General features: G+C 63.4%; 18 protein-coding genes. 7 read left to right on the top strand and 11 right to left on the bottom strand.

Annotated features, from left to right (window positions below; all coding sequences use genetic code 11):
- Positions 1 to 222: 222 nt before the first annotated feature.
- The 4 genes from HPQ62_RS17705 to HPQ62_RS17720 all read right to left on the bottom strand — a co-directional run bounded on the left by HPQ62_RS17705 (position 223) and on the right by HPQ62_RS17720 (position 6,046).
- A complete protein-coding gene (locus HPQ62_RS17705) occupies positions 223 to 1,272 on the bottom strand; it encodes an ABC transporter permease (RefSeq protein ID WP_174803916.1) in 1,050 nt (349 codons plus the stop codon).
- Positions 1,272 to 3,818, bottom strand: a complete 2,547-nt coding sequence (locus tag HPQ62_RS17710; protein ID WP_174803917.1) for an ATP-binding cassette domain-containing protein — start codon at positions 3,816 to 3,818, stop codon at positions 1,272 to 1,274. Before HPQ62_RS17710 ends, HPQ62_RS17705 begins: the two co-directional genes overlap by 1 nt.
- 62 nt (positions 3,819 to 3,880) lie before the next feature.
- The gene (locus HPQ62_RS17715; RefSeq protein WP_174803918.1) at positions 3,881 to 5,059 is read right to left on the bottom strand and encodes a substrate-binding domain-containing protein; all 1,179 of its coding nucleotides are present in this window, start codon (positions 5,057 to 5,059) and stop codon (positions 3,881 to 3,883) included.
- Between the two features lie 267 nt (positions 5,060 to 5,326).
- A complete protein-coding gene (locus HPQ62_RS17720; RefSeq protein ID WP_174803919.1) occupies positions 5,327 to 6,046 on the bottom strand; it encodes an SDR family NAD(P)-dependent oxidoreductase in 720 nt (239 codons plus the stop codon).
- Between the two features lie 211 nt (positions 6,047 to 6,257).
- Here HPQ62_RS17720 and HPQ62_RS17725 point away from each other — a divergent pair, with 211 nt between their 5' ends.
- Genes HPQ62_RS17725 through HPQ62_RS17740 form a run of 4 tightly spaced genes read left to right on the top strand, consistent with a single transcriptional unit; the run spans position 6,258 to position 10,881 of the window.
- On the top strand, positions 6,258 to 7,133 hold the full coding sequence (locus HPQ62_RS17725) for an NAD(P)-dependent oxidoreductase (protein ID WP_174803920.1): 876 nt from the start codon (positions 6,258 to 6,260) through the stop codon (positions 7,131 to 7,133).
- 29 nt (positions 7,134 to 7,162) lie between these two features.
- Positions 7,163 to 8,881 carry an extracellular solute-binding protein gene (locus HPQ62_RS17730; RefSeq protein WP_174803921.1) on the top strand — a complete coding sequence of 573 codons (1,719 nt, stop codon included), beginning with the start codon at positions 7,163 to 7,165 and terminating at the stop codon, positions 8,879 to 8,881.
- Positions 8,882 to 8,902: 21 nt separating this feature from the next.
- Entirely contained in the window at positions 8,903 to 9,973 is a 1,071-nt protein-coding gene (locus HPQ62_RS17735) for a maleylacetate reductase (protein ID WP_174803922.1), read from the top strand.
- 11 nt (positions 9,974 to 9,984) lie between these two features.
- A complete protein-coding gene (locus HPQ62_RS17740) occupies positions 9,985 to 10,881 on the top strand; it encodes an intradiol ring-cleavage dioxygenase (protein ID WP_174803923.1) in 897 nt (298 codons plus the stop codon).
- Positions 10,882 to 10,973: 92 nt separating this feature from the next.
- On the opposite strand, the gene HPQ62_RS17745 is transcribed toward HPQ62_RS17740, so the two are convergent.
- Positions 10,974 to 11,696, bottom strand: coding sequence for an SDR family NAD(P)-dependent oxidoreductase (locus HPQ62_RS17745; RefSeq protein WP_174803924.1), 723 nt, complete (start codon positions 11,694 to 11,696; stop codon positions 10,974 to 10,976).
- Between the two features lie 9 nt (positions 11,697 to 11,705).
- Positions 11,706 to 12,614 carry an MBL fold metallo-hydrolase gene (locus HPQ62_RS17750; RefSeq protein ID WP_174803925.1) on the bottom strand — a complete coding sequence of 303 codons (909 nt, stop codon included), beginning with the start codon at positions 12,612 to 12,614 and terminating at the stop codon, positions 11,706 to 11,708.
- Between the two features lie 319 nt (positions 12,615 to 12,933).
- On the opposite strand from HPQ62_RS17750, the gene HPQ62_RS17755 reads away from it, so the two are divergent.
- A complete protein-coding gene (locus HPQ62_RS17755) occupies positions 12,934 to 13,629 on the top strand; it encodes a GntR family transcriptional regulator (RefSeq protein ID WP_174803926.1) in 696 nt (231 codons plus the stop codon).
- Positions 13,630 to 13,872: 243 nt separating this feature from the next.
- On the opposite strand, the gene HPQ62_RS17760 is transcribed toward HPQ62_RS17755, so the two are convergent.
- Positions 13,873 to 15,105 carry an iron-containing alcohol dehydrogenase gene (locus tag HPQ62_RS17760; protein WP_174803927.1) on the bottom strand — a complete coding sequence of 411 codons (1,233 nt, stop codon included), beginning with the start codon at positions 15,103 to 15,105 and terminating at the stop codon, positions 13,873 to 13,875.
- Positions 15,105 to 16,589, bottom strand: coding sequence for an NAD-dependent succinate-semialdehyde dehydrogenase (locus tag HPQ62_RS17765; protein ID WP_174803928.1), 1,485 nt, complete (start codon positions 16,587 to 16,589; stop codon positions 15,105 to 15,107). The genes HPQ62_RS17760 and HPQ62_RS17765 overlap by 1 nt, the downstream gene beginning before the upstream one ends.
- A gap of 246 nt (positions 16,590 to 16,835) precedes the next feature.
- Between HPQ62_RS17765 and HPQ62_RS17770 the strand changes: the two genes are divergently transcribed.
- A complete protein-coding gene (locus HPQ62_RS17770) occupies positions 16,836 to 18,440 on the top strand; it encodes a flavin-containing monooxygenase (RefSeq protein ID WP_174803929.1) in 1,605 nt (534 codons plus the stop codon).
- A gap of 101 nt (positions 18,441 to 18,541) precedes the next feature.
- On the opposite strand, the gene phaR is transcribed toward HPQ62_RS17770, so the two are convergent.
- The gene (gene phaR / locus HPQ62_RS17775; protein WP_174803930.1) at positions 18,542 to 19,084 is read right to left on the bottom strand and encodes a polyhydroxyalkanoate synthesis repressor PhaR; all 543 of its coding nucleotides are present in this window, start codon (positions 19,082 to 19,084) and stop codon (positions 18,542 to 18,544) included.
- Positions 19,085 to 19,285: 201 nt separating this feature from the next.
- Here phaR and HPQ62_RS17780 point away from each other — a divergent pair, with 201 nt between their 5' ends.
- Positions 19,286 to 20,467 carry an acetyl-CoA C-acetyltransferase gene (locus HPQ62_RS17780; protein ID WP_174803931.1) on the top strand — a complete coding sequence of 394 codons (1,182 nt, stop codon included), beginning with the start codon at positions 19,286 to 19,288 and terminating at the stop codon, positions 20,465 to 20,467.
- Between the two features lie 173 nt (positions 20,468 to 20,640).
- On the opposite strand, the gene HPQ62_RS17785 is transcribed toward HPQ62_RS17780, so the two are convergent.
- Together HPQ62_RS17785 and HPQ62_RS17790 are read right to left on the bottom strand one after the other, a co-directional pair.
- Positions 20,641 to 20,823 (bottom strand): hypothetical protein, encoded by a 183-nt coding sequence (locus HPQ62_RS17785; RefSeq protein WP_174803932.1) that lies wholly within the window; start codon positions 20,821 to 20,823, stop codon positions 20,641 to 20,643.
- A 22-nt stretch (positions 20,824 to 20,845) separates the two neighbouring features.
- Entirely contained in the window at positions 20,846 to 21,001 is a 156-nt protein-coding gene (locus HPQ62_RS17790; RefSeq protein ID WP_174803933.1) for a DUF3309 family protein, read from the bottom strand.
- Between the last annotated feature and the right edge of the window lie 8 nt (positions 21,002 to 21,009).

Below are 21,009 nucleotides of genomic sequence, written 5' to 3' on the forward strand. Positions count from 1 at the left end.
GCTCACCCACAGGTGTCAGACTTGGACGTAATCAGGGCATCGAGGCGCGCGATCGCATTTTCCGGGTCCTATTGCGGGCCTTTCCATGTTGCCTGGATCCTCGGATCAAGTCCGAGGATGACACCGAATTGAAGGACAGGGTTTTCAACAAACCAAGGGGCGCTCACGGCGCCCCTTTCCACTTTGCTGGTATTGACCGGGTGCCGGTAGGACCGCGCTACCTCAACCGCCCCGGCGCTTTCTGCTCTGGACTTCCGAGAGGAACATGCCGAGCGCGATGGCGACGCCCTGGAACATCATCTGCCACGAGGTTTCGAGCCCCAGCACCTTCAGCGCCTGGCCGAGCTGGGTCAGGAACAGGGCCGCCCCCGCCACGGCAATCATCGAGCCGATGCCGCCGGAGATCGCCGTGCCGCCCAGAACGGCGGCGGCGATTGGTGCCAGCAGATAGGGGTTGCCGACATCGAGCGTCGGGTTGCGGATGAAGGCTGAGAGCAGCACGCCGACAATGCCGTAAAGCAGCGAGGCGGCGACAAAGGCGCCCGCCTGGTAGCGGCGGATCTCGACGCCGGTCGCATAGGCCGCGCGCGGATTGGCGCCCACCGCTTCGAACCGCCGGCCGAGCTGGGTGCGCCGCAGCAGCACAGTCAGCACGATGGTCAGCGCGATGGTGATCCAGACCGTGGTGTTGAGGCCGAGGAAGCGGGCTTCGCCGAATTCCGCAAGCACGGTCGGCACGCCGGATTCGGCCGGCAGCGAGCCGCGATACCAGAGCGTGAGGCCGGCAACGATGGCGCCGGTTGCAAGCGTCACGATCAGCGCGTTGAGCTTCAGCCAGGCAACCAGTATGCCATTGACGAGGCCGACGGACATGGCAAAGGCGAGCGCCATCGCCGTGCCGATGACGGCAGAGCCGTCCGCGCCGCCGGAAGTGCCGAGCAGCACCGTGCTCGAGAGCGTCACGATTGCCGGTACCGACAGGTCGATGCCGCGCGCCATCAGCACCAGCGCCTGCCCCATGGCCGCAATTGCGAGGAAGCTTGCGAAGGGCAGTATGCTGGTGATCGAGGTGCCGGAAATGCTGCGGGGCAGGAACAGCGCGCACAGTGCCACGAGCACGCCAAGCGCAATCCAGATGGCCGCGAACTGCATCTGGATCACCGGCACGCGGCCCTTGCCGCCCCGGCCCTTCCGCGAGGTGGGGGTGTAGGTTGCGATGGCGCTTGTCTCGGTCATGTTGCCCTCGTCGCTGTTGGAGATACGGGCCGGCATCACGCCGCCCTCCTGGCGCCCGGCGTCATCACCCGGCGCCGGCGCATGGCGGAAAGAAGCAGAGCCTCAAGCTCGCCGAGACCCGAATAAAGGAAGATCGCAAGCAGCGTCATGACCCCGCCGGCGATGATGCCGAAAGCGGTCGAGAGCCCGAGCAGGGTGATCACATTGACCATCAGCGCGAAGAACAGCGCGCCGCAGAGTGCGCCGACGAACGAGCCGCGCCCGCCCGAAAGGGCCGCACCGCCGAGCACGGCCGCCGCGATCGAGGTGAGGGCATAATTGGCGCCAACTGTCGGCGCGCCGACGCCCACTTCCGAACCGAGGAAGAAGCCCGCCACCGTCGCCATCAGCGCCGCAAACACATAGGCGCGGATATGCACGAGATTGACCCGCACGCCGTTCCTCTGGGCCGCCACCTCGCGGAAGCCCACGGCCTTGGCCTCGAGCCCCGAGCGGGTGCGGTGCAGCCAGTAGTCGAGCGCGATGGCAACGGCGACCAGCACGAAGATCGAGGCCGGCAGGACGCCGATGCGTTCCTTCATCAGCCCGGTGAACTCCTGCGAGATCATGCCGCCGGGGATCGGACGCGCCAGAAGGGCAGCGCCCTGCAGCACGGAGAGCATGGCGATGGTGGTGATCACCGCGTTGATATTGGCAAAGCGGATCAGGCTGCCATTCACGAGCCCGACAACGACGCCGATGGCAAGGCAGGCGCCTACGCCGATGATCTGCGTCGAGATCGGCATCTGGAATGCGATCATGTAGGAGGCGGCGACCACGGTGACGCTCATCATCGAGCCCACCGAAACATCGAGCCCGCGCACCAGCAGGACGTGGAGCTGCGCCATCGCAGCCAGGGCGGCCGGTGCGGTGGCAAGCAGGATGTATCGGATATTGACGCTGCGCAGGAAGACCTTGCTTTCCATCGCCGCGTAGGTGCCGACGATCAGGGTGAGGGCGGCGAGAAAGAGAAGCGGCACCCACCAGATGTTCGAGCCGGAAATCAGCGTGCGGAAGACCTGCGCGATCGCGCCCGGGGCTTCCTCGCTCGCCTGCTTGGCATCGCGCGCGCGCAGGAAGCCGGAGACGATGTTTTCCTCGGTCACGTCGGCGCCCGAAAGCTCGGCGACGATCCGCCCGCGTGAAAAGACCAGCACCCGGTCGCAAATGCCGGCCAGTTCCTGCGCATCGGAGGAGTTGACGACGAGCGTGCCGCTGTTCTTCAGATTGGAGCGGATGGCCTGATAGATGTCATGGCGCGCGCCGGCATCCACCCCTTGGGTCGGCTCGTCGATCAGCACGGCGTCGGCCTCGGCGCTGAATGAGCGCGCCAGCACCGCCTTCTGCTGGTTGCCGCCGGAAAGGCCGCTGATGGGGGTCTCGAGCGTTGCCGCGACGACGCCGAAGCCATCGCGCATGTCTTCCGCCCGGCGCTGTTCCTCGGCTTTCGACACCAGCCCGTTGCGGACGAAATCCTTGAGGCGCGGCAGCGTCATGTTCTTGCGCACGCCGAGATCGGGGAAGATGGATTCGCCGGCGCGGTCGGCCGACAGGCAGAGCACGCCGGATTTCAATGCATGGCGGGGTTCGGTCACATCCACGGGCCGCCCGAGACAGGTCACGGTTCCGGCATGGCTTGCGTTGAGGCCGGCAATGGCGCGCAGCGCCTCGCGCTGGCCGTTGCCCTCGGCACCCGCAAAGCCGATGATTTCGCCGCGATGGGCGGTGAAGGAAATGTCGTCGAAACCGGCGCCGCTCAGCCCTTCAACGACCAGTACCGGTTCATGCACGTTTGCGCCTGTTTTCGCCGGATATTCGCTTTCGACATCGCGGCCGATCATCCGCGAAACCAGCTCGTGCTCGGAGGTTTCGGGGGTTACTTCGAAGGTGCCCTCATGCACGCCGTCGCGCAGGATGGTGACCCGGTCGGCGAGATCGAGGATTTCCGGCAGGCGATGGCTGACATAGACGATCCCGGTGCCCTGGCTTGCGAGGTCGCGCACGATGCGGCTGAGATGCACGACGCCGTCATGGTCGAGCGTGGAGGTCGGCTCGTCGAGGAGCAGCACCCGCGGGCGCGACAGCAGCGCCTTGACGATCTCTACGAACTGGCGATGGGCGGGCGTGAGATCGCCGACCAGGCTTTTCGGGGAAATGGAAAGGCCGAAGGGCGCAAGCTTTTCCTCCGCCCAGCGGGTCATGTCGCCATAGGCGACCGTTCCTGGGGCAGTTGCGAGATAAAGGTTCTGGGCAACCGTCAGTTCGCGCACAAGGCTGTCGTCCTGGTAGACGGTGGCAAGGCCGAAGGTCAGCGCCTTGCGGGGATCGGCGCGGTCGAGCTTCTGACCCGCGATCTCGACAGTGCCCTCGTTCTGGGCGATCGCGCCGGAGGCGATCTTCATCAGGGTGGACTTGCCTGAACCGTTTTCCCCGAGAATGGCGTGAACCTCGCCCGCGCGGCAATCAAAGCTGAACCGATCCAGCGCCTTGACGCCCGGATAGGTCTTGGAGACGTCGCGCATCGCCAGAACGATTTCGGACATGAATTTCCCTCCTCCCGATAAAAGAGGCATGGCGGACGCGCCGCCATGCCGGTAGCGCGAAATCAGTTGAACATTGCGCGCAGCGTGTCAGGATCGACCATGGTCGAGACCGAAACCTCGTCCGGCAGGGTCGGGTCGCACTGGTCGACGGAGGCCTGCTTCATCGAGAACGGCACGTCGAGATTGGCGGGGATGTCCTCGCCCGCAAGCGACATCATCGCCGCCGTCAGCGCCAGGCGTGCCTGGTAGTTCTGGCCGGAGGAGTAGAAGATCTTGAAGTTCGGATTGTTGGCCGCCTTCATGTCGCAGAACAGACCCTGTTCGTCGGTGCGTAGCGCCACGACGATGTCGAGCGGCTTGTTTGCCGACTGATAGGCACGCACGCCGCCGCGGAAGCCGTCGGCATAATCGTAGATGTAGCCGTCGATATTGTCGAAGCGCGACAGGATCGCGGAAACGGCCGAGAACGTGCCTTCCTGGGTCCAGTTTGTGTCTTCCGTCGCAACGATGTCGAGACCGCCGATTGCGGCGGCTTCTTCCTTGGCGCAGCCCTGCCAGGTGGAAGACAGCGGGTTGCCGGGCGTGCCGCCGAGCGCTGCGATATTGGCAGCATCGGGATTGCCGGTGCGGATCGCCTTGACGAATTCCTTGCCCAGCTCGCAGATGTTTTCCGAGATATTGGTGACGTAGTCCTCGCCCGGCGTGCCGGCGACGGTGCCGTTATGGAGCACGACGGTGATGCCGGATTCGGTGGCTTCGCGGATCGACGGCGCGAGCGCCTCGCCATGGTCGGCAAAGGTCACGATCACGTCGACGCCCTGGGCGATATAGGCGCGGAAATCCGAGAGTGCCTTGGCGGCGTCACCGCGCGCCGAGGTGTAGGAAATCTTGCCGATTTCCGGATAGGTGAGCGCCTGCATGATGAATTCCATCTTGGTGACTTCACGCCAGACATTCTCGCCGAAGCCATCGGCATAGGCGACCGTCAGTTCGCCGCCGGTGCCGGTGTCGCACTGGTTGTTCTTCCAGCATTCGATCGCCTTGGCGCGCATCTCGTCGCTGACGGGAAGCGCTGCCCGGTCGAAGGTCTCGATGAAGACCGGACCGACATCGGTGGTGCCGAGGCGCGATTGCAGCAGCTCTTCCGCCGTCTGGGCGCTTGCCGCCATCGGTGCGCCAAATGAAAGCAGAGCGAGCGCCGTTGCGCAGGCAGGCCCCTTCAGGCCGTTGAAAATGGTCATTGCAGTTCCTCTCCCTTGTTTGCAGGCCGGCTCGAACCGGCCGGACGGATCGCCACCCGCTTTGCCTGTCTGGCATCAGCGGACAATCGATCCCGCGGCCGCGTTCCTCCGTCGGCCGCTCGTGATCACGAATACTATATTATGGTATTACGGTCATACGTCAATATGATTCAGATCCTCCCGCCCATGGCGATGGTCTGAATGTGCCAACGCCGCCGGCATTGCGGCGGCGTAAGATTCCCATTCCGGAAATTTTTGCCTCCGGCGCTACTGCGCCAGATAGCCGCCATCGATCACGAGTTCGGAACCGGTGATGAAACTCGCCTCGTCGGATGCCAGGAACAGGCAGCCATTGGCGATCTCGCGTGGCGTGCCGGCCCGGCCCATCGGCGTCAAGCCGATCACATAGGCATTGATTTCCGGGGCCTGCGCCTGGGTCAGCGGGGTATCGATGAAGCCCGGATGCACCGAATTGACGCGGATGCCGTCACCGACATAGGTGATCGCGGCATTCTTGGTCATCATGATCACGGCACCCTTGGAGGCGTGATAGGCGTGCGCCCCCGGCACGGCGCCCTTGCCCCAGATCGAGGAGATATTGATGATCGAGCCGGATTTCTTCTCCTGCATGTGCGGAATGACCGCCCGCATGCCGAAGAACACGCCGTCCTGGTTGACGCCCAGCACCTTGCGCCAGTTCTCGGTCGAGCCGTCCGCGACCCCGTCATAAACGGCAATCCCGGCATTGTTCACCAGGCAGTCGATCCTGCCGTGCTCGGCGATGATCTGCCCCACCACCGACGTCCAGTCGTCTTCGTTCGCCACATCGAGCTTCACGCCGGAAACGCCTTCAGGATAAACCCCCTCAGGATTGCTGGTGCTCCCGGCATAGACGATGGCGCCTTCCTCGTGGAACCGCTCGACAATGCCGAGCCCGATCCCGCGTGAGGCGCCGGTCACCAGCGCAACTTTTCCTTCAAGCCTCATATCTTTTCCTCCCAATGAAATAATCCGCGCCCTCCGCGCCATAATCCGGTATTACAGTATTATGATCGCATGCGAAAGCCCTGCCCGTGAGGAGTTCAGCCGAAGTTTGGAAGCTGCTGTGACGAAAATTTTCCAGAATGGTCGAAACTGCTTGCCCCGCGATTTCGGCAAGGTCCTAGGGTCTGAGAAAATCAATCCTGGGAGGAAAGCCATGTCTGCCAAAATCGGCTGGATCGGTGTGGGGAAAATGGGCGCGCCGATGGCGGGCCATCTGCTTGCGGCCGGCCACGACCTCACCGTCTTCGATACCAATGCCGTCAATGTCGCCGTCATGGAACACGCGGGTGCGCAGGTCGGCGATACGATCGAGGCGGTCGGACAAGCCTCTGAACTGGTGTTTACCTCAATCCCGGACGACAACGCCCTTCAGGGCGTGATCAAGGCACTGGCCCCGGCGATGGCAAGTGGCACGATCCTGATCGATACCAGCACCGTCAGCCCGGACGCCTCGCGCAGCGCGGCGGAGGTGTTATCGGCACATGGCATTCGTTATCTGCGCGCGCCGGTTTCAGGCAGCACCACCATTGCCGCCGCAGCAGGCCTGACCGTGCTGGCCTCGGGCGACCGCAGCGCCTGGGAGGAAGCGGAGCCGCTGATCGCCCGCTTCTCCGGCGAGCGCTTCTATCTCGGTCCCGCCGATGAGGCGCGGTTCATGAAGCTGGTGCTGAACACGCTGGTGGGCGGAGCTGCGTCGCTGCTGGGCGAGGCGATCCTGCTCGGCGAGCGCGGCGGGCTTGACCGCGCCGCCATGATGGACGTCATACTGAAAAGCGCCGTTGCCTCGCCTTTGCTCGGCTACAAGCGCGAGACCGTGGTGGTGGATGCGACCGTGCCTGCCTTCAGGCTCGACCAGATGGTCAAGGACTTCTCGCTGATCCTCGATGCGGCGCATACCGAGAAGATTGATATGGACGTGAGCGCCCTTATCCTGAAACAGTACCGGGCGGCGGTGGAAGCAGGCTGGCAGGGGCGCGATTTCTTCGCGCTGGTCGACTGGATCAGGGATACGTCGTCGCAACCCGGCTGATACGCCGGTCTTTGGGAGGAGACCGCGGAATGACCGAATATGAGATGCTGCGCATCATCGATTTCCTGAACAGCCTCACCAGGCCGTTCGGAACGGTCGTGGCCGACAGCAGGGGCGACCCGGTCTTCCAGCTGACGCTTTCCCTGATGCAGGCGCATCTGACCGGCCGCGACATCACCAAGAGCGCGCTTGCCGAAAGCGGCGGCGTGCCGTTCGTCACCGCCATGCGCCATGTCACCCAGATGATCGAGGACGGAAACATCGTGCTCGATCCGCGCACGGCCACGGGCCGCAGCTTCTATGTCCGTCCGAGCGAGCAGTTGCAGCAGCGCTTCATGGATTACTGCCGCAGCGTCAAGGCCACGATCGGGCGTACCTTCGGCACCATCACCTCGGATGAGGACGTCGACGAGTTCTATTTCGGCGGCTCCAACTTCTCGCGCGTGGTGATCCCGCCGCCGCGGCTGCAGAGCCACCACGCCTCCGGCGCCAAGGAATTGCGGTTCCTGTTCCGGAAGGACAATTATTTCGAGGCGCTGCGCAACACCTGGGCGGATCTGCGCGCCAATATCGGCTCGATCCAGAATGTCGACCTGTTGCCGCTGCCGCAACTTTACGACCGGATCATCGAAAACGGCGCCCGCAAGAGCTCCGAATTCGATGTCATCTGCGTCAACAAGCCATGGGTCGGCGATCTGGTCGATCGCGGTCTGGTGCGCCCACTCGATCCGCTGATTGCCGAAAGCCGGATCCAGCCGCTCGATTTCTCGCCGATGGTGTGGGATTCGGGCGCCTGGCAGGGCACGCAATATGGCGTGCCGATCTACACCACGGTCGAGCTGTTCCTGGCGCGACAGGACATTTTCGAACGCGCCGGCCATGCCTATCCGCGCACCTTCGACCAGGTCATCGATGCGGCGAAGGCGCTGCAGCGCCCGTCCGAGGGGCTTTATGGCGTCGCCTGGAATGCGGCGAAGGGGATGCCGATCGCCAGCACCTTCATGGTTCTGCTCGGCTCCTGCAACACCGCCTGCCTCAACCTGCCGCGCCGGCGCATCCACATGCCGATGCATGATCTGGTCTCCGACAGGCTGCGCGGCCAGGTGCTGACCGATCAGGCCTTCGAGGTGCTGGACTACATGCACCGCCTCGTCGGCGTGTCGGAGCCGAACATTCTGACCATGGACTGGGACCGCCGCGTGGACGCGCTTCTGACCGGCAAGGCGGTCATGGGCTATTGCTGGTCGATGCATGCAGCCCTGATGGAATATCACGTCAAATCCGTGGTGTCCCGGCGCATGCGCTATCTCGAACAGCCGAAGGGCAGGGCCGGCATGCACGCGAACCCCGTTGGCGGCTTCCATCTGATGATCCCGTCCAATCTCGATGAAGAGCGCGTGGCGCTCGCCTTCGATGCGATCAGCTGGATGTGTTCTCCGGAAGTGATGAAGGAGCATGTCTCGGAAGGCTTTCCGGTGGCGCCGCGCTTTTCGGTCGCAGCCGACCCGGAAGCGGCGGCAAGCTCGCCGGTCATGGGCGTCGTCGCAAGGCTGCTCAAATCCAACTCGGTCTGCACCTGGTCGCGCCCGGCCGTGCCCGAATATCACGGGATCGAGGCCGTGCTCGGCCGCGAGATCCATGCCGCATTGCGCGGCGACATATCCGACCGCGAGGCGCTGGAGCGCGCCCAGCGCGCGATCGATGGCCTGCTTTCGACCCGTCAGCTCGCCGCCGAAAACTATGCCTGATCACCTGCTGAAAGAGATACAATGACCATCAATGATGACTTCGTCTTCAAGGGAATTCCGACCCGCGTGCTGTTCGGCGCCGGCACGCTCGCCCGCGCCCGCGACGAGGTGGAAAAGCTCGGCGGCAAGGCCGCGCTCGTGCTCTCCACGGAACATCAGAGTGCCGAAGCCGAACGCATGGTGGACGATCTCGGCGCTCTTGCCGCCGGCCGTTTCTGCGAGGCGGCGATGCACACGCCGACGGATGTGACGGAAAAGGCGCTCGGCGTCGCCACATCGGTTGGCGCCGATTGCGTGGTCTCGATCGGCGGCGGCTCCACGATTGGTCTCGGCAAGGCGATCGCGATCCGCACCGGCATGCCGCATCTTGCGATCCCCACCACCTATGCCGGATCGGAAATGACCGACATTCTCGGCGAGACCAAGGATGGCAGAAAGACGACGCGGCGCGATCCGGCGATCCGGCCGAACACCGTGATCTATGACGTGTCGCTGACGCTTTCGCTGCCGAAGGCGCTCACCGTCACCTCGGCGCTGAATGCCGCCGCCCATGCGGTGGAAGCCCTTTATGCGCCGGATGGCAATCCGATCGTCTCCCAGATGGCGGCTTCGGCACTGGAGGCCCTCAATCGCGGCCTGCCGCTGATCATGAAGGACGGAGCTGACCTCGAGGGCCGGCGCCAGACATTCTACGGCGCCTGGCTCTCGGCGATCGTGCTGGGTCAGGCGGCCATGGGCCTTCACCACAAGCTCTGCCATGTGCTCGGCGGCTCGTTCAACCTGCCCCATTCCGAAACCCATGCAATCCTGCTGCCGCATACGGCCGGCTTCAATGCCGGCGCGGCGCGCGCGGCGCTCGCTCCCGCAACCGATCTCTTTGGCGATGATCTCGGCGGCGGTCTCTGGGATTTCGCGCAATCTGTCGGCGCGCCACTCCGGCTGGCCGATTACGGCTTTACCGAGGCCGATATTCCCCGCGCTGCCGAGATCGCCGGAACCGACCGCTACGACAATCCCCGCGATTTCGATGCCGCCGACATGACACGCATCCTGACGGCGGCGCTCAATGGCGACCGCCCCGAGACATTCTGAAAGGCCGAGACATGCACGACCAGACAAGCGAAAGCGGATATTTCACCGAGGCGGAATCCGCCGATGTGGTGATTGCCCGCAATCAGAAAGCCACGGACCAGCGCCTTGCCGAGGTGATGGCGGTGATCACCCGCCACCTCCACGCGGCGGTCAAGGAGATCGAACCCACGGAAGAGGAGTGGATGAAGGCGATCCAGTTCCTGACGGCGACGGGACAGATCTGCAATGAATGGCGACAGGAATATATTCTCCTGTCCGATATTCTCGGCGTCTCCATGCTCGTCGATGCCATCAACAACCGCAAGCCATCGGGGGCGAGCGAATCGACCGTTCTCGGCCCCTTCCATGTCGACGATGCACCGCTGATGGAGATGGGCGCGGATATCTGCCTTGATGGCAAGGGCGAGCAGATGGAGGTGCGCGGCACGATCCGCGATCTCGACGGAAATCCGCTGCCGAACGTGCTGATCGATGTCTGGCAGGCCAATGACGAGGGGTTCTACGACGTCCAGCAGCAGGGCATACAGCCGGAATTCAACCTGCGCGGCCGGTTTCGCACCGGACCGGATGGCACCTACCGCTTCTGGGGCGTCCGGCCGAAATATTACGCGATCCCCGATGACGGGCCGGTGGGCAAGCTTCTCGGCGCGCTCGGCCGTCATCCCTATCGTCCGGCCCATCTCCACTACATTCTGTCGGCTGCGGGCTACAAGACGCTGACCACCCATATCTTCGATCCCGATGATCCCTACATCCATTCCGATGCGGTGTTCGGGGTGAAGGAAAGTCTGATGGCAGCCTTTCAGAAGGTCGACAGTCCGGATGAGATGGCCGCATCAGAGCGCGAGGGCTGGTTCTGGCGCGTCGAGCACGATTTCATCCTCGAGGACGCAGGCCGGAACGGATAGCGAGAGCAGCGGTTCCGGCTTTCACGGAAAGGCGGAACCGCGCTCTGTTTACACGACATGCCGGGCGGCGGATCGCGTCGCCCGGAGCAGCATCAGCCGACGGTGACGCCGCCGCAGACGAACAGCGTCTGGCCGGTGACGAAGCCCGCGCGGTCGTCGCAGAAGAAGCTCACCGCATTGGCGACATCCTCCGGCGTGCCCATGCGGCCGACCGGTATGGCATCGGTGATCGCCTTGGTCTTCGGCGCGCCGGGCGGGTTGTTCTGCCAGAAGGCGGTGGTCGCGATCGGCCCCGGGGCGACGCAGTTGACGGTGATGCCTGCGCTGCCAAGCTCCAGCGCCCAGGTGCGCGCCATCGATTGCGCCGCGCCCTTGGTGGCGCTGTAGAGCGTGCGGTCGAGTTTGCCCTTGGTGACGCGGCTGGTGTTGAAGACGATCCGGCCGAAGCCGTGCTCGCGCATGCCGGGCGCAACCGCCTGGGCGCAGATGATCGATGTCCTGAGATTGAGGTTCATCAGCCGGTCGAAATCTTCGAGCCGGACCTCATCGAGCGGGGCCGGAGCGACGATGCCGACATTGTTGACGAGGCAGGCAATCGGATGGCGACCGACGATGGCGTTGACCGCCGCCTTCGCTGCCTCGGCGTCGAGCAGATCAACCTCGGTCGCGTCGGCCTGAAGCGTTTCGGCCTCGGGGGCGGCGACATCGAGCACGAAAACGCGAAACCCGTCCTGCTGCAGTCTGAGCGCAATCGCCTGGCCGATATTGCGACCGCCGCCGGTGACGATCGCGCATTTCTGTTCATGGGTGGACATGTTCATTTCTCAGGGAAGGAGGCGCGGATTGACCGGCTCGGCGTGGAAACGGAAGGTGCCGTCCTCGGCCCGCACCATGCGGCCAAGCCCCGGATAGGGAAAGTGATAGCCGTGATAGCGGATGTTCTCGTCGGCCACCCTGGCGAAGATCGCGGCCTTGGCATCGGCGCCCATTTGGGGGTCGCTGTCGTAATCCATGTGGAAGAACCATTCGGGATGGTAGGGGTCGTAGATCTGGTGATGGGCGAGATCGCCCGTGAAGATCACCTTCTCGCCCTCGCTTTCGAACAGGAAGGCGGTCTGGCCGGCGCTGTGGCCTGCGGCAGACAGCGTGGTTACCCCTGGCAGGATGGTGTCGCCGATCTCGAACAGATGCAGCCTCTCCCTGTAAGGTTCGACCGCCTCGATCGTGCCTGCCGTCCAGTCCTTGCGGAAATCATTGCGGGAAAGGTTCTCCTTGTCGGTCCATTCGTCCCAGTCGGTCTTCGAGACATAAAGCGCGGCATTGGGAAAGGCCGGTTTGCCATCCGGGAGAAGCAGGCCGAAGGAATGGTCGGGGTGAAGATGGGTCATCAGCACCACGTCGATATCCGCGGCATCGATGCCTGCGGCCTTCATGTTTTCCTGAAGCCGGCCCATCTTGTCACCGAACATCACCGATGTCTGGCCCATGCCGGCATCGATCAGGATCAGCTTTTCGCCGGTATTGACGACGACCGGGTTGAGGTCCATCGGAATGTGATCGGCAGGCAGGAGGTGTTCCCGCTGCAGCGCGGCCATGCGTTCGGGCGGCGCGTTCGGAAAGATGCCTTCATAGCCGTGATGGATGTAGCCATCCCAGAGGGCGGTGCATTCCAGTCCGCCGATATTGAACCTGTGCCAACCCGCATTTTGGGTCTTTTGTTGCCTCGCAGCCATTCTTTTCCTCCCGTATGCTTCACCGTTCCGACAGACGCCGGAGCTGTTAGGCGTCATACCGTAATACGGTATTAATGTACAGAGGTGGCGCCAATGAAAGGCAAGTCTGTCGGTCTGCAAGACCTTAGGCAATTGACGGTATTACGGTCATATCATATCAGTGATGGTAAGACGAAAGACGCCGGGCCGTCCCTCGCATCCCCGGCGAAATCTTGTTAGACCCGTTTTGGGCCTGCCTGCGGGGAGGCAGATCATTTTCGGGCGGGGTGCGTCCCTTCCGGCAGCCGGACCCGGTCCGGAACCAGTATCGGAGAGTTTTATGGCAGGTTCCACAGTCATCGCACGCCAGGCGGCGCCGCTTCGCCAGCAGGTCGTGCGGCTTGTCCGCGAGGATATTCTCGAAGGCGCGCTGGTGCCCGGCCAGCGGCTGATCGAAAGTGCGCTTTGCGAGGCTTATGGCGTGTCGCGCACCGTCATCCGCGAGGCGCTGCGCCAGCTCGAATCCGAGCACCTGATCAGCGTCGTGCCCAATCTCGGCCCGATCGTGACCGTGCTGACCGAGAAGGAAATCCGTTCGATCTATGTCGTCCGGGCAGCCCTCGAAGGCCTTGCCGGACGGCTTTTCGCGCAGAATGCCACGGACAGCCAGTGCGCCAAGCTCAAGAACCTCTCGAAGCGCCTCGACAAGGACTATCGCAAGGGCAATGTCGAAAGCCGCGAGCAGATCAAGGCCGAGTTCTACACGCTGTTGACCGAGGGTACGGACAATCTCGTGCTCGCCGAAAACCTCGCCAGCATGCATGCCCGCATCGCGATGTTCCGCCGCTTCGCCTTTGTCGACGAAAGCCGCATCGAACCGTCGATTGCCGAGCTTGAGGCAATCATCGAGGCCGCTGCCGTCACCCGCGACGGCGATGCCGCCGCTGCCGCCTGCGAGCATCACATCACCCTTGCAGGGGAACTCGCGATCGCCGAATACATGAAGCGCAACAAGGCGATCCTCGGCGAGGACTAAGGCGGGCCGTTTGGTCCGTCGTCGGCCTCAGCCGATCTGCGGGGCTGTGGGTGGGCATGCGCGCGCTTGTGAATTCAATGGATAATCTTCAAGCGCAGGGCGGTCTGCCTGGATCCTCGGGACAAGCCCGAGGATGACCCTTTGGGGGAAGCGGGGCCCGTCGGCGATACCGGTTGGGCCAGTTCACTGACCCACCCTTTCGCGGTGGGAGCCGTCACATGGCGTCTGCCGCCAGCGAGGCTTCTATTCCCAGAAGCTTCTGTCGCCGGCAACGCCGCGGGCGAGCACCTTGCGCACGGCCTCTTCCGTCAATGGCGCCGGATTGTTGAGCACGAGGCGGCTCGCCTTGATGGCCGATCCGGCGATCCTGTCGAAATGGCTCTCATCAATGCCGAGTGCCGTCAGCTCCAGCGGCGTTCCGGTGGCTTCGAGCAGCGCCTCGATGCGGATGATTGCGGCGCGGGCCTGTTCTTCCTGCGAACTGCCCGGTGCGGCAACATCGAGCGCCTGTGCAATGCCTGCAAATTCTGCCGTGGCATAGGGCAGGTTCAGCCGCATCACATAAGGCAGAAGCGCGCCGACGCCGAAGCCGTGCGGCGTGTGGCCGATCGCGGCCATCGGGCTCTGGATCGCATGGGCGGCCGCCGTGCCGGTGGTGTTGATCGCCATGCCGGCGCAATAGGCGGCAAACATCACATCGGCGCGCGCTTCAAGGTCGGACGGCGTTGCGACGACCCGTTCCAGCGAACGGTTCATCAGCTTCAGCCCGTTCTCGCAGAACATGTCGGTGATGCGGTTCTTGCCGACATAGATCTGGGTCGCGATCTGCTCCGGCGTCGGGTTCTTGGGGCGCGCGGTGTAGGCTTCGACCAGGTGCGACAGCGCATCGGCAGCGGTTGCCGCCGTCAATCCCTTCGGGCAGGTCAGCGTCAGTTCCGGATCGATGATGGCGATTGCCGGCTCGATATGGGCATCCGCCACGGCCATCTTCATGCCGGTCTCCTCGTCGAAGACGATGGCAAGGCTCGTCACTTCCGCGCCGGTGCCGCCGGTGGTCGGGATGGTGATCACCGGAATGCAGGGGCCGGGCACGGCGAATTCGCCGAAATAATCGCGCACATCGCCGCCATGGGCCAGCACGGCGGAAGAGGCCTTGGCGAGATCCATGCAGGAGCCGCCGCCGACGCCGATGATGACATCCACCGCCCCGGCCATCGACGCCACGTCCATGACATTGCGGCGCGGCAGGTCGGGCTCGGCCCGGTCGAAGACCGTGACGGCGAGCCCGCTGTCACGCAGGTCTTTTGCCAGCGCCTCGAACTCCGGCGTGGTTGCCATGCGCGCATCGGTAACCACCAGCGCGCGCGTGCCGAAGCCCTTGGCATAGCGGCCAAGCTGGCGCCGCTGGCCGGGGCCGAACAGCACCGTTTTTGGCTGGCGCACGAGGCCCAGCCCAAGCGCATTCTCCATGCCCATCAGATCAGCGCCTCATCAACCGTTACCGCCATGTATTTCGCTTCCATGAACTCGTAGATGCCATCCTGTCCGGCCTCGCGTCCGACGCCCGATGCCTTGGTGCCGCCGAACGGCGCCTTGGGATCGGCCATGATGCCGCGATTGATGCCGACCATGCCGAATTCGAGTTTCTCCCCGAAGGTGAGCGCACGCGAGAGGTTTTTCGTGAATACGTAGGATGCGAGCCCGAAATCGCTTTCATTGGCAAAGGCCAGCGCTGCTTCCGGTCCATCGATGGCGAAGATCGTCGCGATCGGCGCAAACAGCTCGTTCGAGCACATCACCGCGTTGCGGCCTTCATAGCGCACCACGGTCGGTTCGAAGAAGAAGCCGTCGCCTTCGACCGCATGCCCGCCGGCAAGAAGCGTGCCGCCGGCATCGGTCAACTGTTTCAGCGTCTCGCTCAGCCGGTCGCGCTGCTTTGCCGAGATCATCGGGCCGACATCGACGGCGCCCATGCCGTCGCCGACGGTCAGCGCCTTGACCTTGGCCACGAACTTCTCCGTGAATTCGGCCTCGACCTTGCTGTCGACGATGATCCGGTTGGCGGCAACGCAGGCCTGGCCGGCATTGCGGAACTTGCAGATGATCGCCTGCTCGACCGCGAGATCGATATCGGCATCGTCAAGCACGATGAACGGGCCGTCCCCGCCAAGCTCCATCGAACAGCTCAAGATGTTGCGCGCGCCCTGTTCCATCAAGAGGCTGCCGACGCGGGTCGAGCCGGTGAAGGATACCTTGCGAAGCCGCTTGTCCTTCAAGAGCGGCTCGGACACGCCGGATGAACTGGTGGTATGCAGCAGGTTGGCAACGCCTGCCGGGAAGCCTGCATCGTGCAGAACCTGGGTAAACAGCGCGCCGGTCAGCGGCGTTTCCTGCGCGGTCTTGGTGATCGTGGTGCAGCCGGCGGCAAGGGCGGCGCCCGCCTTGCGCACGATCATCAGCAGCGGGAAGTTCCACGGCGTGATCAGCAGGCAGGGGCCGATCGGCTGGTGCTTGACCACCACCCGGAAACCGCCATTGGAACTGTCGGAATAGGAGCCGTGGATATGCGCGCTCTGTTCGGCAAACCACAGCAGGAAATCCGCTGAAAGCAGGAATTCGGCGCGCGATTCCGTCAGCGGCTTGCCGCTTTCAAGCGTCATGACCTTGGTGAAGGCTTCCTCGCGCTCGAGCATCAGCCGGTAGGCCGCGTGCATCAGCTTCGCGCGGGCGCGCGGCGCGACCGATGCCCATTGGGGCTGGGCCTTCGCCGCCGCATCGAGCGCTTTGATCGCGTCTTCGGAGCCTGCATGGGAGACGGTCGCAAACGGCTTGCCATTGGCCGGGTTCGTCACTGAAAAGGTGGACGGCCCCTCGACCCAGGCGCCATTGATATAGAGCCTTGTATCCGGCATCAGGGCGGCGTCGGCCGCGTCGATCCGGCCCGGACTTTGTGTGTTCATGTCATGCGATCCTTCGTGCAAGCGCGCAACAGCGGCTACTCCTCAATATCGTAATACGGTATTATAGGAATATGATGATGACAAGGCCGATTTCGTCAAATGCCGCGATTGACGATAATACCGTAATACCATATGAGTGTCCCGACAAGATCGCCGGGACGGAGGCCGCGAGGGAGTGCGGACCCGACAATACGCCCCGGCGGCGGCCTTGCGCCGCAGGTTTTTACGAGAATGGGAGGTTCCATCATGAACGCGGTATCGCACAATCATCACGAGCTCGATGTGGCCATCATCGGCACGGGCGTCGGAGGCCTTTACGCGCTCCACCGCATGCGCAATGTGCTCGGCATGAACGCCGAGGCCTTCGACGATGCGGATGGCGTCGGCGGCACATGGTACTGGAACCGCTATCCCGGCTGCAGGGTCGATACCGAATCGACCGTCTATACCTATTCCTTCGACCTCGACATGTTCCAGAACTGGGAATGGTCGGAGCGCTATGCCAAGCAGCCGGAAGTGCTGAACTATCTCAACGCCGTTGCCGACAAGCACGATCTGAAGCGCTCGATCCATTTCCGCACCCGCATCACCCGGGCCGAATGGCAGGAAGACGAGAAGCGCTGGCTTCTGACCACCGCAAACGGCGATACCGTGAAGGCGAAATATGTGATCGAGGCCGTCGGCCTGCTGTCGTCTTCCTACGCGCCGCAATTTCCCGATCAGGACAAGTTCAAGGGCGAAGTGCTGCTCGCCTCCAAATGGCCGAAGGACGCGCCGGATCTTGCCGGAAAGCGCGTCGGCGTGGTCGGGACCGGGTCCACAGGCATTCAGATCATCACGGCGCTTGCCGACAAGGTCGGCCATCTCCACGTGCTGCAGCGCACCGCGCAATGGGTGGTTCCGCTCGGCATCGGCCCGTTTCCTGCCGAAACCCGCGAAAAGATCAAGTCCGATCCCCATGGCTTCCGCGACTGGGCGCTCAGCACCGCTGCGGTTTTCGGCTTCGATGAAAGCACGGTCTCGGCGTTGGAGGTCGACGAGGAAGAACGCAGGCGCGTCTATGAAAAGGCATGGCAGAAGGGCAATGGCTTCAGCTTCCTGCTCGAGACCTTCTCCGACATTCCGGTGACGGCGGAAGCCAACAAGACGGCCACGGACTTCATCAAGTCGAAGATCGACGCGATCGTCGATGACCCCGAGGTTGCCGACCGGCTGACGCCGCGCGACTATTACGCCAAGCGCCCGCTTGCGGCTGACAATTATTACGAGACCTATAACCGCGACAATGTCACGCTCCACGACGTCAAGGCCCATCCGATCGAGCGCTTTACCGAAAACGGGCTGATGATCGACGGCAAGGAACTCGCCCTCGACGTGGTGATCATGGCGACCGGGTTCGACGCGATGACCGGCAATTACCTGAAGATCGACACGATCGGCCGCGATGGCGTGCGCCTCAAGGATGCCTGGAAGGACGGTCCGCGCGCCTATGCCGGCATGTCGATTGCCGATTTCCCGAACCTCCTGATGGTCTTCGGCCCCTTCAGCCCGTTCACCAGCCAGCCGCTGGTCCATGAATGGCAGGTCGACTTCCTGAGCGACATGATCAGGCGGGCAGAAGACGGCAACGGCATCATCGAGACCAGCAAGGAGGCGCAGGATGGCTGGGTGCGCATCTGCCAGGAGGGCATGGCCGGAACCCTGTTCCAGGTCACCGACAGCTGGATCAACGGCGCAAACATTCCCGGAAAGCCCCGCACCTCGATGTGGTACATGGGCGGCATGGGCAATTACATGAGCGAGATGAACGAGATCCGCGATGATGGCTATCGCGGCTTCCGGATCGGCTGAAACGCAGGCCACAAAACAACACCGCCTCCCGAAAAGGAGGCGGTGTTTTGCGTTTTGCGCGGTGACCGGCCTTTAGCGCGAGGCCGGGCCGGTCGCCAGCGTCACATGTTGTCGATGCGGTCCTGCAGCAGGCGGAGCTGCTGCCTCAGATCGTCGAGATCGCCGGTGACGGTGTGGATCGCGGCCATCTCGTCGTCCTCATCTGGGGCGCGGTAGCTGGTGGCGCCGAGGGCGCGGGACGCCTCTTCCTTGCGGTAATATTCCCGCTTCAGCGGGTTGGCGTAGAGCGCCTTGTCCATCTGCTCGCGCATATGGGCCTGCTGCTCGGAGAACGCCTTCATGGCGTTGTCGAGAAAGCCCGGCAGCATCGCCTGCATCTGGTCGCCGTAATAGCCGATGATCTCGCGCAGGAACGACACTGGCAGGATCGCCTGGTCGGATTTCGCTTCCTGTTCGAAAATGATCTGCGTCAGCACGGTATGGGTGATGTCGTCGCCGGCCCTGGCGTCCTTGACGGTGAAATCCTCTCCCTTTTTCACCATGTCGGCCAGGTCCTCCAGCGTGACGTAGCTGCTGGTGCCGGTGTTGTAGAGCCGGCGGTTGGCATATTTCTTGATGATGGTCGGTCCGTCGCTTACGGGCATAGTGCCTCCTCCCCGCGATCTGTTTCCTCTTCCCGTCCTGATGTAACTCCAAAAAAGCCCCCGATACAATGATTTTGTCGCATTGCAGCGATGGCGGCGGGCCGGTCGGCCGCGGGGTGGCAATCGTGCCGCCGCACCGCGTTTGACTTCCCTTCCGCGCTTTTGCACAGTGCCGGAAAACAACAACCGCGGGAGGGCGGCATGGCCGGTTCAGGGATCGTTATTGCAGGTGCGGCGCGCACGCCGATCGGGGTCATGGGCGGGGCGCTTTCAGGTGTTCCGGCCCACGAACTGGGCGCGGTCGCCATCGCCGAAGCGCTTGCGCGTGCTGGAGTTTCGCCAAATGCGGTCGATGAGGTGATCCTCGGGCAGGTGCTGACGGCGGGCTGCGGGCAGAACCCGGCGCGCCAGGCGGCGATGGCGGTCGGCATGCCGCAGGAAAAGACCGCTTTCGTCATCAACCAGCTCTGCGGATCGGGCCTGCGCGCTGTGGCGCTCGGCATGCAGCAGATTGCAGCGGGCGATGCGGAGATCGTCGTTGCCGGCGGCCAGGAGTCGATGTCGCTGTCGCCACACTGCACCCATCTTCGCAGCGCAACGCGCATGGGCAATGCCGAACTGGTCGACACCATGCTGAAGGACGGGCTGCTAGATGCGTTCTATGGCTATCACATGGGCATCACCGCGGAAAACGTCGCCGAGCGTTGGGAGCTTTCGCGCCAAGCGCTGGATGAATATGCCGCGCGCTCGCAAAACCGCGCCGAGGCAGCGCGTACCGCAGGCCGATTTGAAGACGAGATCGTGCCGGTGACGGTCGCGAGCGGCAAATCGGAGACCGTGATTGCGCAGGATGAGGGCATTCGCGAGGGCATGACGCCGGAAGCGCTGGAGCGGCTTCGCCCCGCCTTCATGGATGGCGGCCGCGTGACCGCCGGCAATGCCTCCGGCATCAATGATGGTGCGGCGGCACTGGTGCTGATGGACGAGGCCAATGCGGAACGGCGCGGCGTCGCGCCGCTTGCACGGATCGCGTCCTGGGCAACGGCGGGTGTCGATCCGCAGATCATGGGCACTGGACCGATCCCGGCATCGCGCAAGGCGCTCGCAAAGGCCGGCTGGCAGTTCGCCGATCTCGATCTCGTCGAAGCCAACGAGGCCTTCGCGGCGCAGGCGCTCGCCATCACCCGCGATCTGGAGCTCGACCCGGACAAGGTCAATGTCAATGGCGGCGCGATTGCGCTCGGCCACCCGATCGGGGCGTCCGGTGCGCGTGTGCTGACAACGCTGGTCTATGAAATGCAGCGCTGCGGCGCGAGAAAGGGCCTGGCAACGCTCTGCATCGGCGGCGGCATGGGGGTTGCGATGTGCGTGGAGCGCTTCTGAGCGTTCTAAGAGCAAAAAAATAAAAGGCGTCGCGCGAGGGCGACGCCTGGATCGACGAGCGGGGTTGAACGCTTCGAGCCGATCTTGACGCGACATCCAGATGACGCGCGCCGCTTGAATGAGCACCGGCAGAATTCGCTCTGCCGGCGCAATCAGTTTTGAATCAGTCTCAATTAGCGGACGGCAGCGCCAACGCCAGCGCCGATCAGGCCGCCGGCAACAGCGCCCGTCGCATTGCCGGTCACGGCAGCGCCGGTGGCGGCACCAAGACCACCGCCAATGGTGGCGTTGCGCTGCTGCGTGGTGCAGGCTGCAAGCGGAATGAGAAGGGCGAGGGCGAGTACAGTCTTTTTCATATTCTCAGATCTCCGTGATGTATCAGATGTAGCCGACAAGCAGCAGGATGATGACGATCAGCAGCACGAGGCCAAGACCGCCCGACGGACCATAGCCCCAGTTGGCGGAATATCCCCAACGCGGCAATGCGCCGATCAGAAGCAATATCAGAATAATAAGAAGAATGGTGCCCAGCATTGAATTCC

The organism is Martelella limonii, from assembly GCF_013344475.1.
In the GTDB taxonomy this organism is placed as follows: Bacteria; Pseudomonadota; Alphaproteobacteria; order Rhizobiales; family Rhizobiaceae; genus Martelella; species Martelella limonii.

Bases quoted from the DNA above. Each gene is read 5' to 3' on its own strand.
- HPQ62_RS17760 (WP_174803927.1), bottom strand. From the start codon at position 15,105: ATGGGCATGGAGAATGCGCTTGGGCTGGGCCTCGTGCGCCAGCCAAAA.
- HPQ62_RS17765 (WP_174803928.1), bottom strand. From the start codon at position 16,589: ATGAACACACAAAGTCCGGGCCGGATCGACGCGGCCGACGCCGCCCTG.
- HPQ62_RS17740 (WP_174803923.1), top strand. From the start codon at position 9,985: ATGCACGACCAGACAAGCGAAAGCGGATATTTCACCGAGGCGGAATCC.
- HPQ62_RS17780 (WP_174803931.1), top strand. From the start codon at position 19,286: ATGGCCGGTTCAGGGATCGTTATTGCAGGTGCGGCGCGCACGCCGATC.
- HPQ62_RS17720 (WP_174803919.1), bottom strand. From the start codon at position 6,046: ATGAGGCTTGAAGGAAAAGTTGCGCTGGTGACCGGCGCCTCACGCGGG.
- HPQ62_RS17730 (WP_174803921.1), top strand. From the start codon at position 7,163: ATGACCGAATATGAGATGCTGCGCATCATCGATTTCCTGAACAGCCTC.
- HPQ62_RS17710 (WP_174803917.1), bottom strand. From the start codon at position 3,818: ATGTCCGAAATCGTTCTGGCGATGCGCGACGTCTCCAAGACCTATCCG.
- phaR (WP_174803930.1), bottom strand. From the start codon at position 19,084: ATGCCCGTAAGCGACGGACCGACCATCATCAAGAAATATGCCAACCGC.
- HPQ62_RS17715 (WP_174803918.1), bottom strand. From the start codon at position 5,059: ATGACCATTTTCAACGGCCTGAAGGGGCCTGCCTGCGCAACGGCGCTC.
- HPQ62_RS17770 (WP_174803929.1), top strand. From the start codon at position 16,836: ATGAACGCGGTATCGCACAATCATCACGAGCTCGATGTGGCCATCATC.
- HPQ62_RS17725 (WP_174803920.1), top strand. From the start codon at position 6,258: ATGTCTGCCAAAATCGGCTGGATCGGTGTGGGGAAAATGGGCGCGCCG.
- HPQ62_RS17755 (WP_174803926.1), top strand. From the start codon at position 12,934: ATGGCAGGTTCCACAGTCATCGCACGCCAGGCGGCGCCGCTTCGCCAG.
- HPQ62_RS17750 (WP_174803925.1), bottom strand. From the start codon at position 12,614: ATGGCTGCGAGGCAACAAAAGACCCAAAATGCGGGTTGGCACAGGTTC.
- HPQ62_RS17785 (WP_174803932.1), bottom strand. From the start codon at position 20,823: ATGAAAAAGACTGTACTCGCCCTCGCCCTTCTCATTCCGCTTGCAGCC.
- HPQ62_RS17705 (WP_174803916.1), bottom strand. From the start codon at position 1,272: ATGCCGGCCCGTATCTCCAACAGCGACGAGGGCAACATGACCGAGACA.
- HPQ62_RS17745 (WP_174803924.1), bottom strand. From the start codon at position 11,696: ATGTCCACCCATGAACAGAAATGCGCGATCGTCACCGGCGGCGGTCGC.
- HPQ62_RS17790 (WP_174803933.1), bottom strand. From the start codon at position 21,001: ATGCTGGGCACCATTCTTCTTATTATTCTGATATTGCTTCTGATCGGC.
- HPQ62_RS17735 (WP_174803922.1), top strand. From the start codon at position 8,903: ATGACCATCAATGATGACTTCGTCTTCAAGGGAATTCCGACCCGCGTG.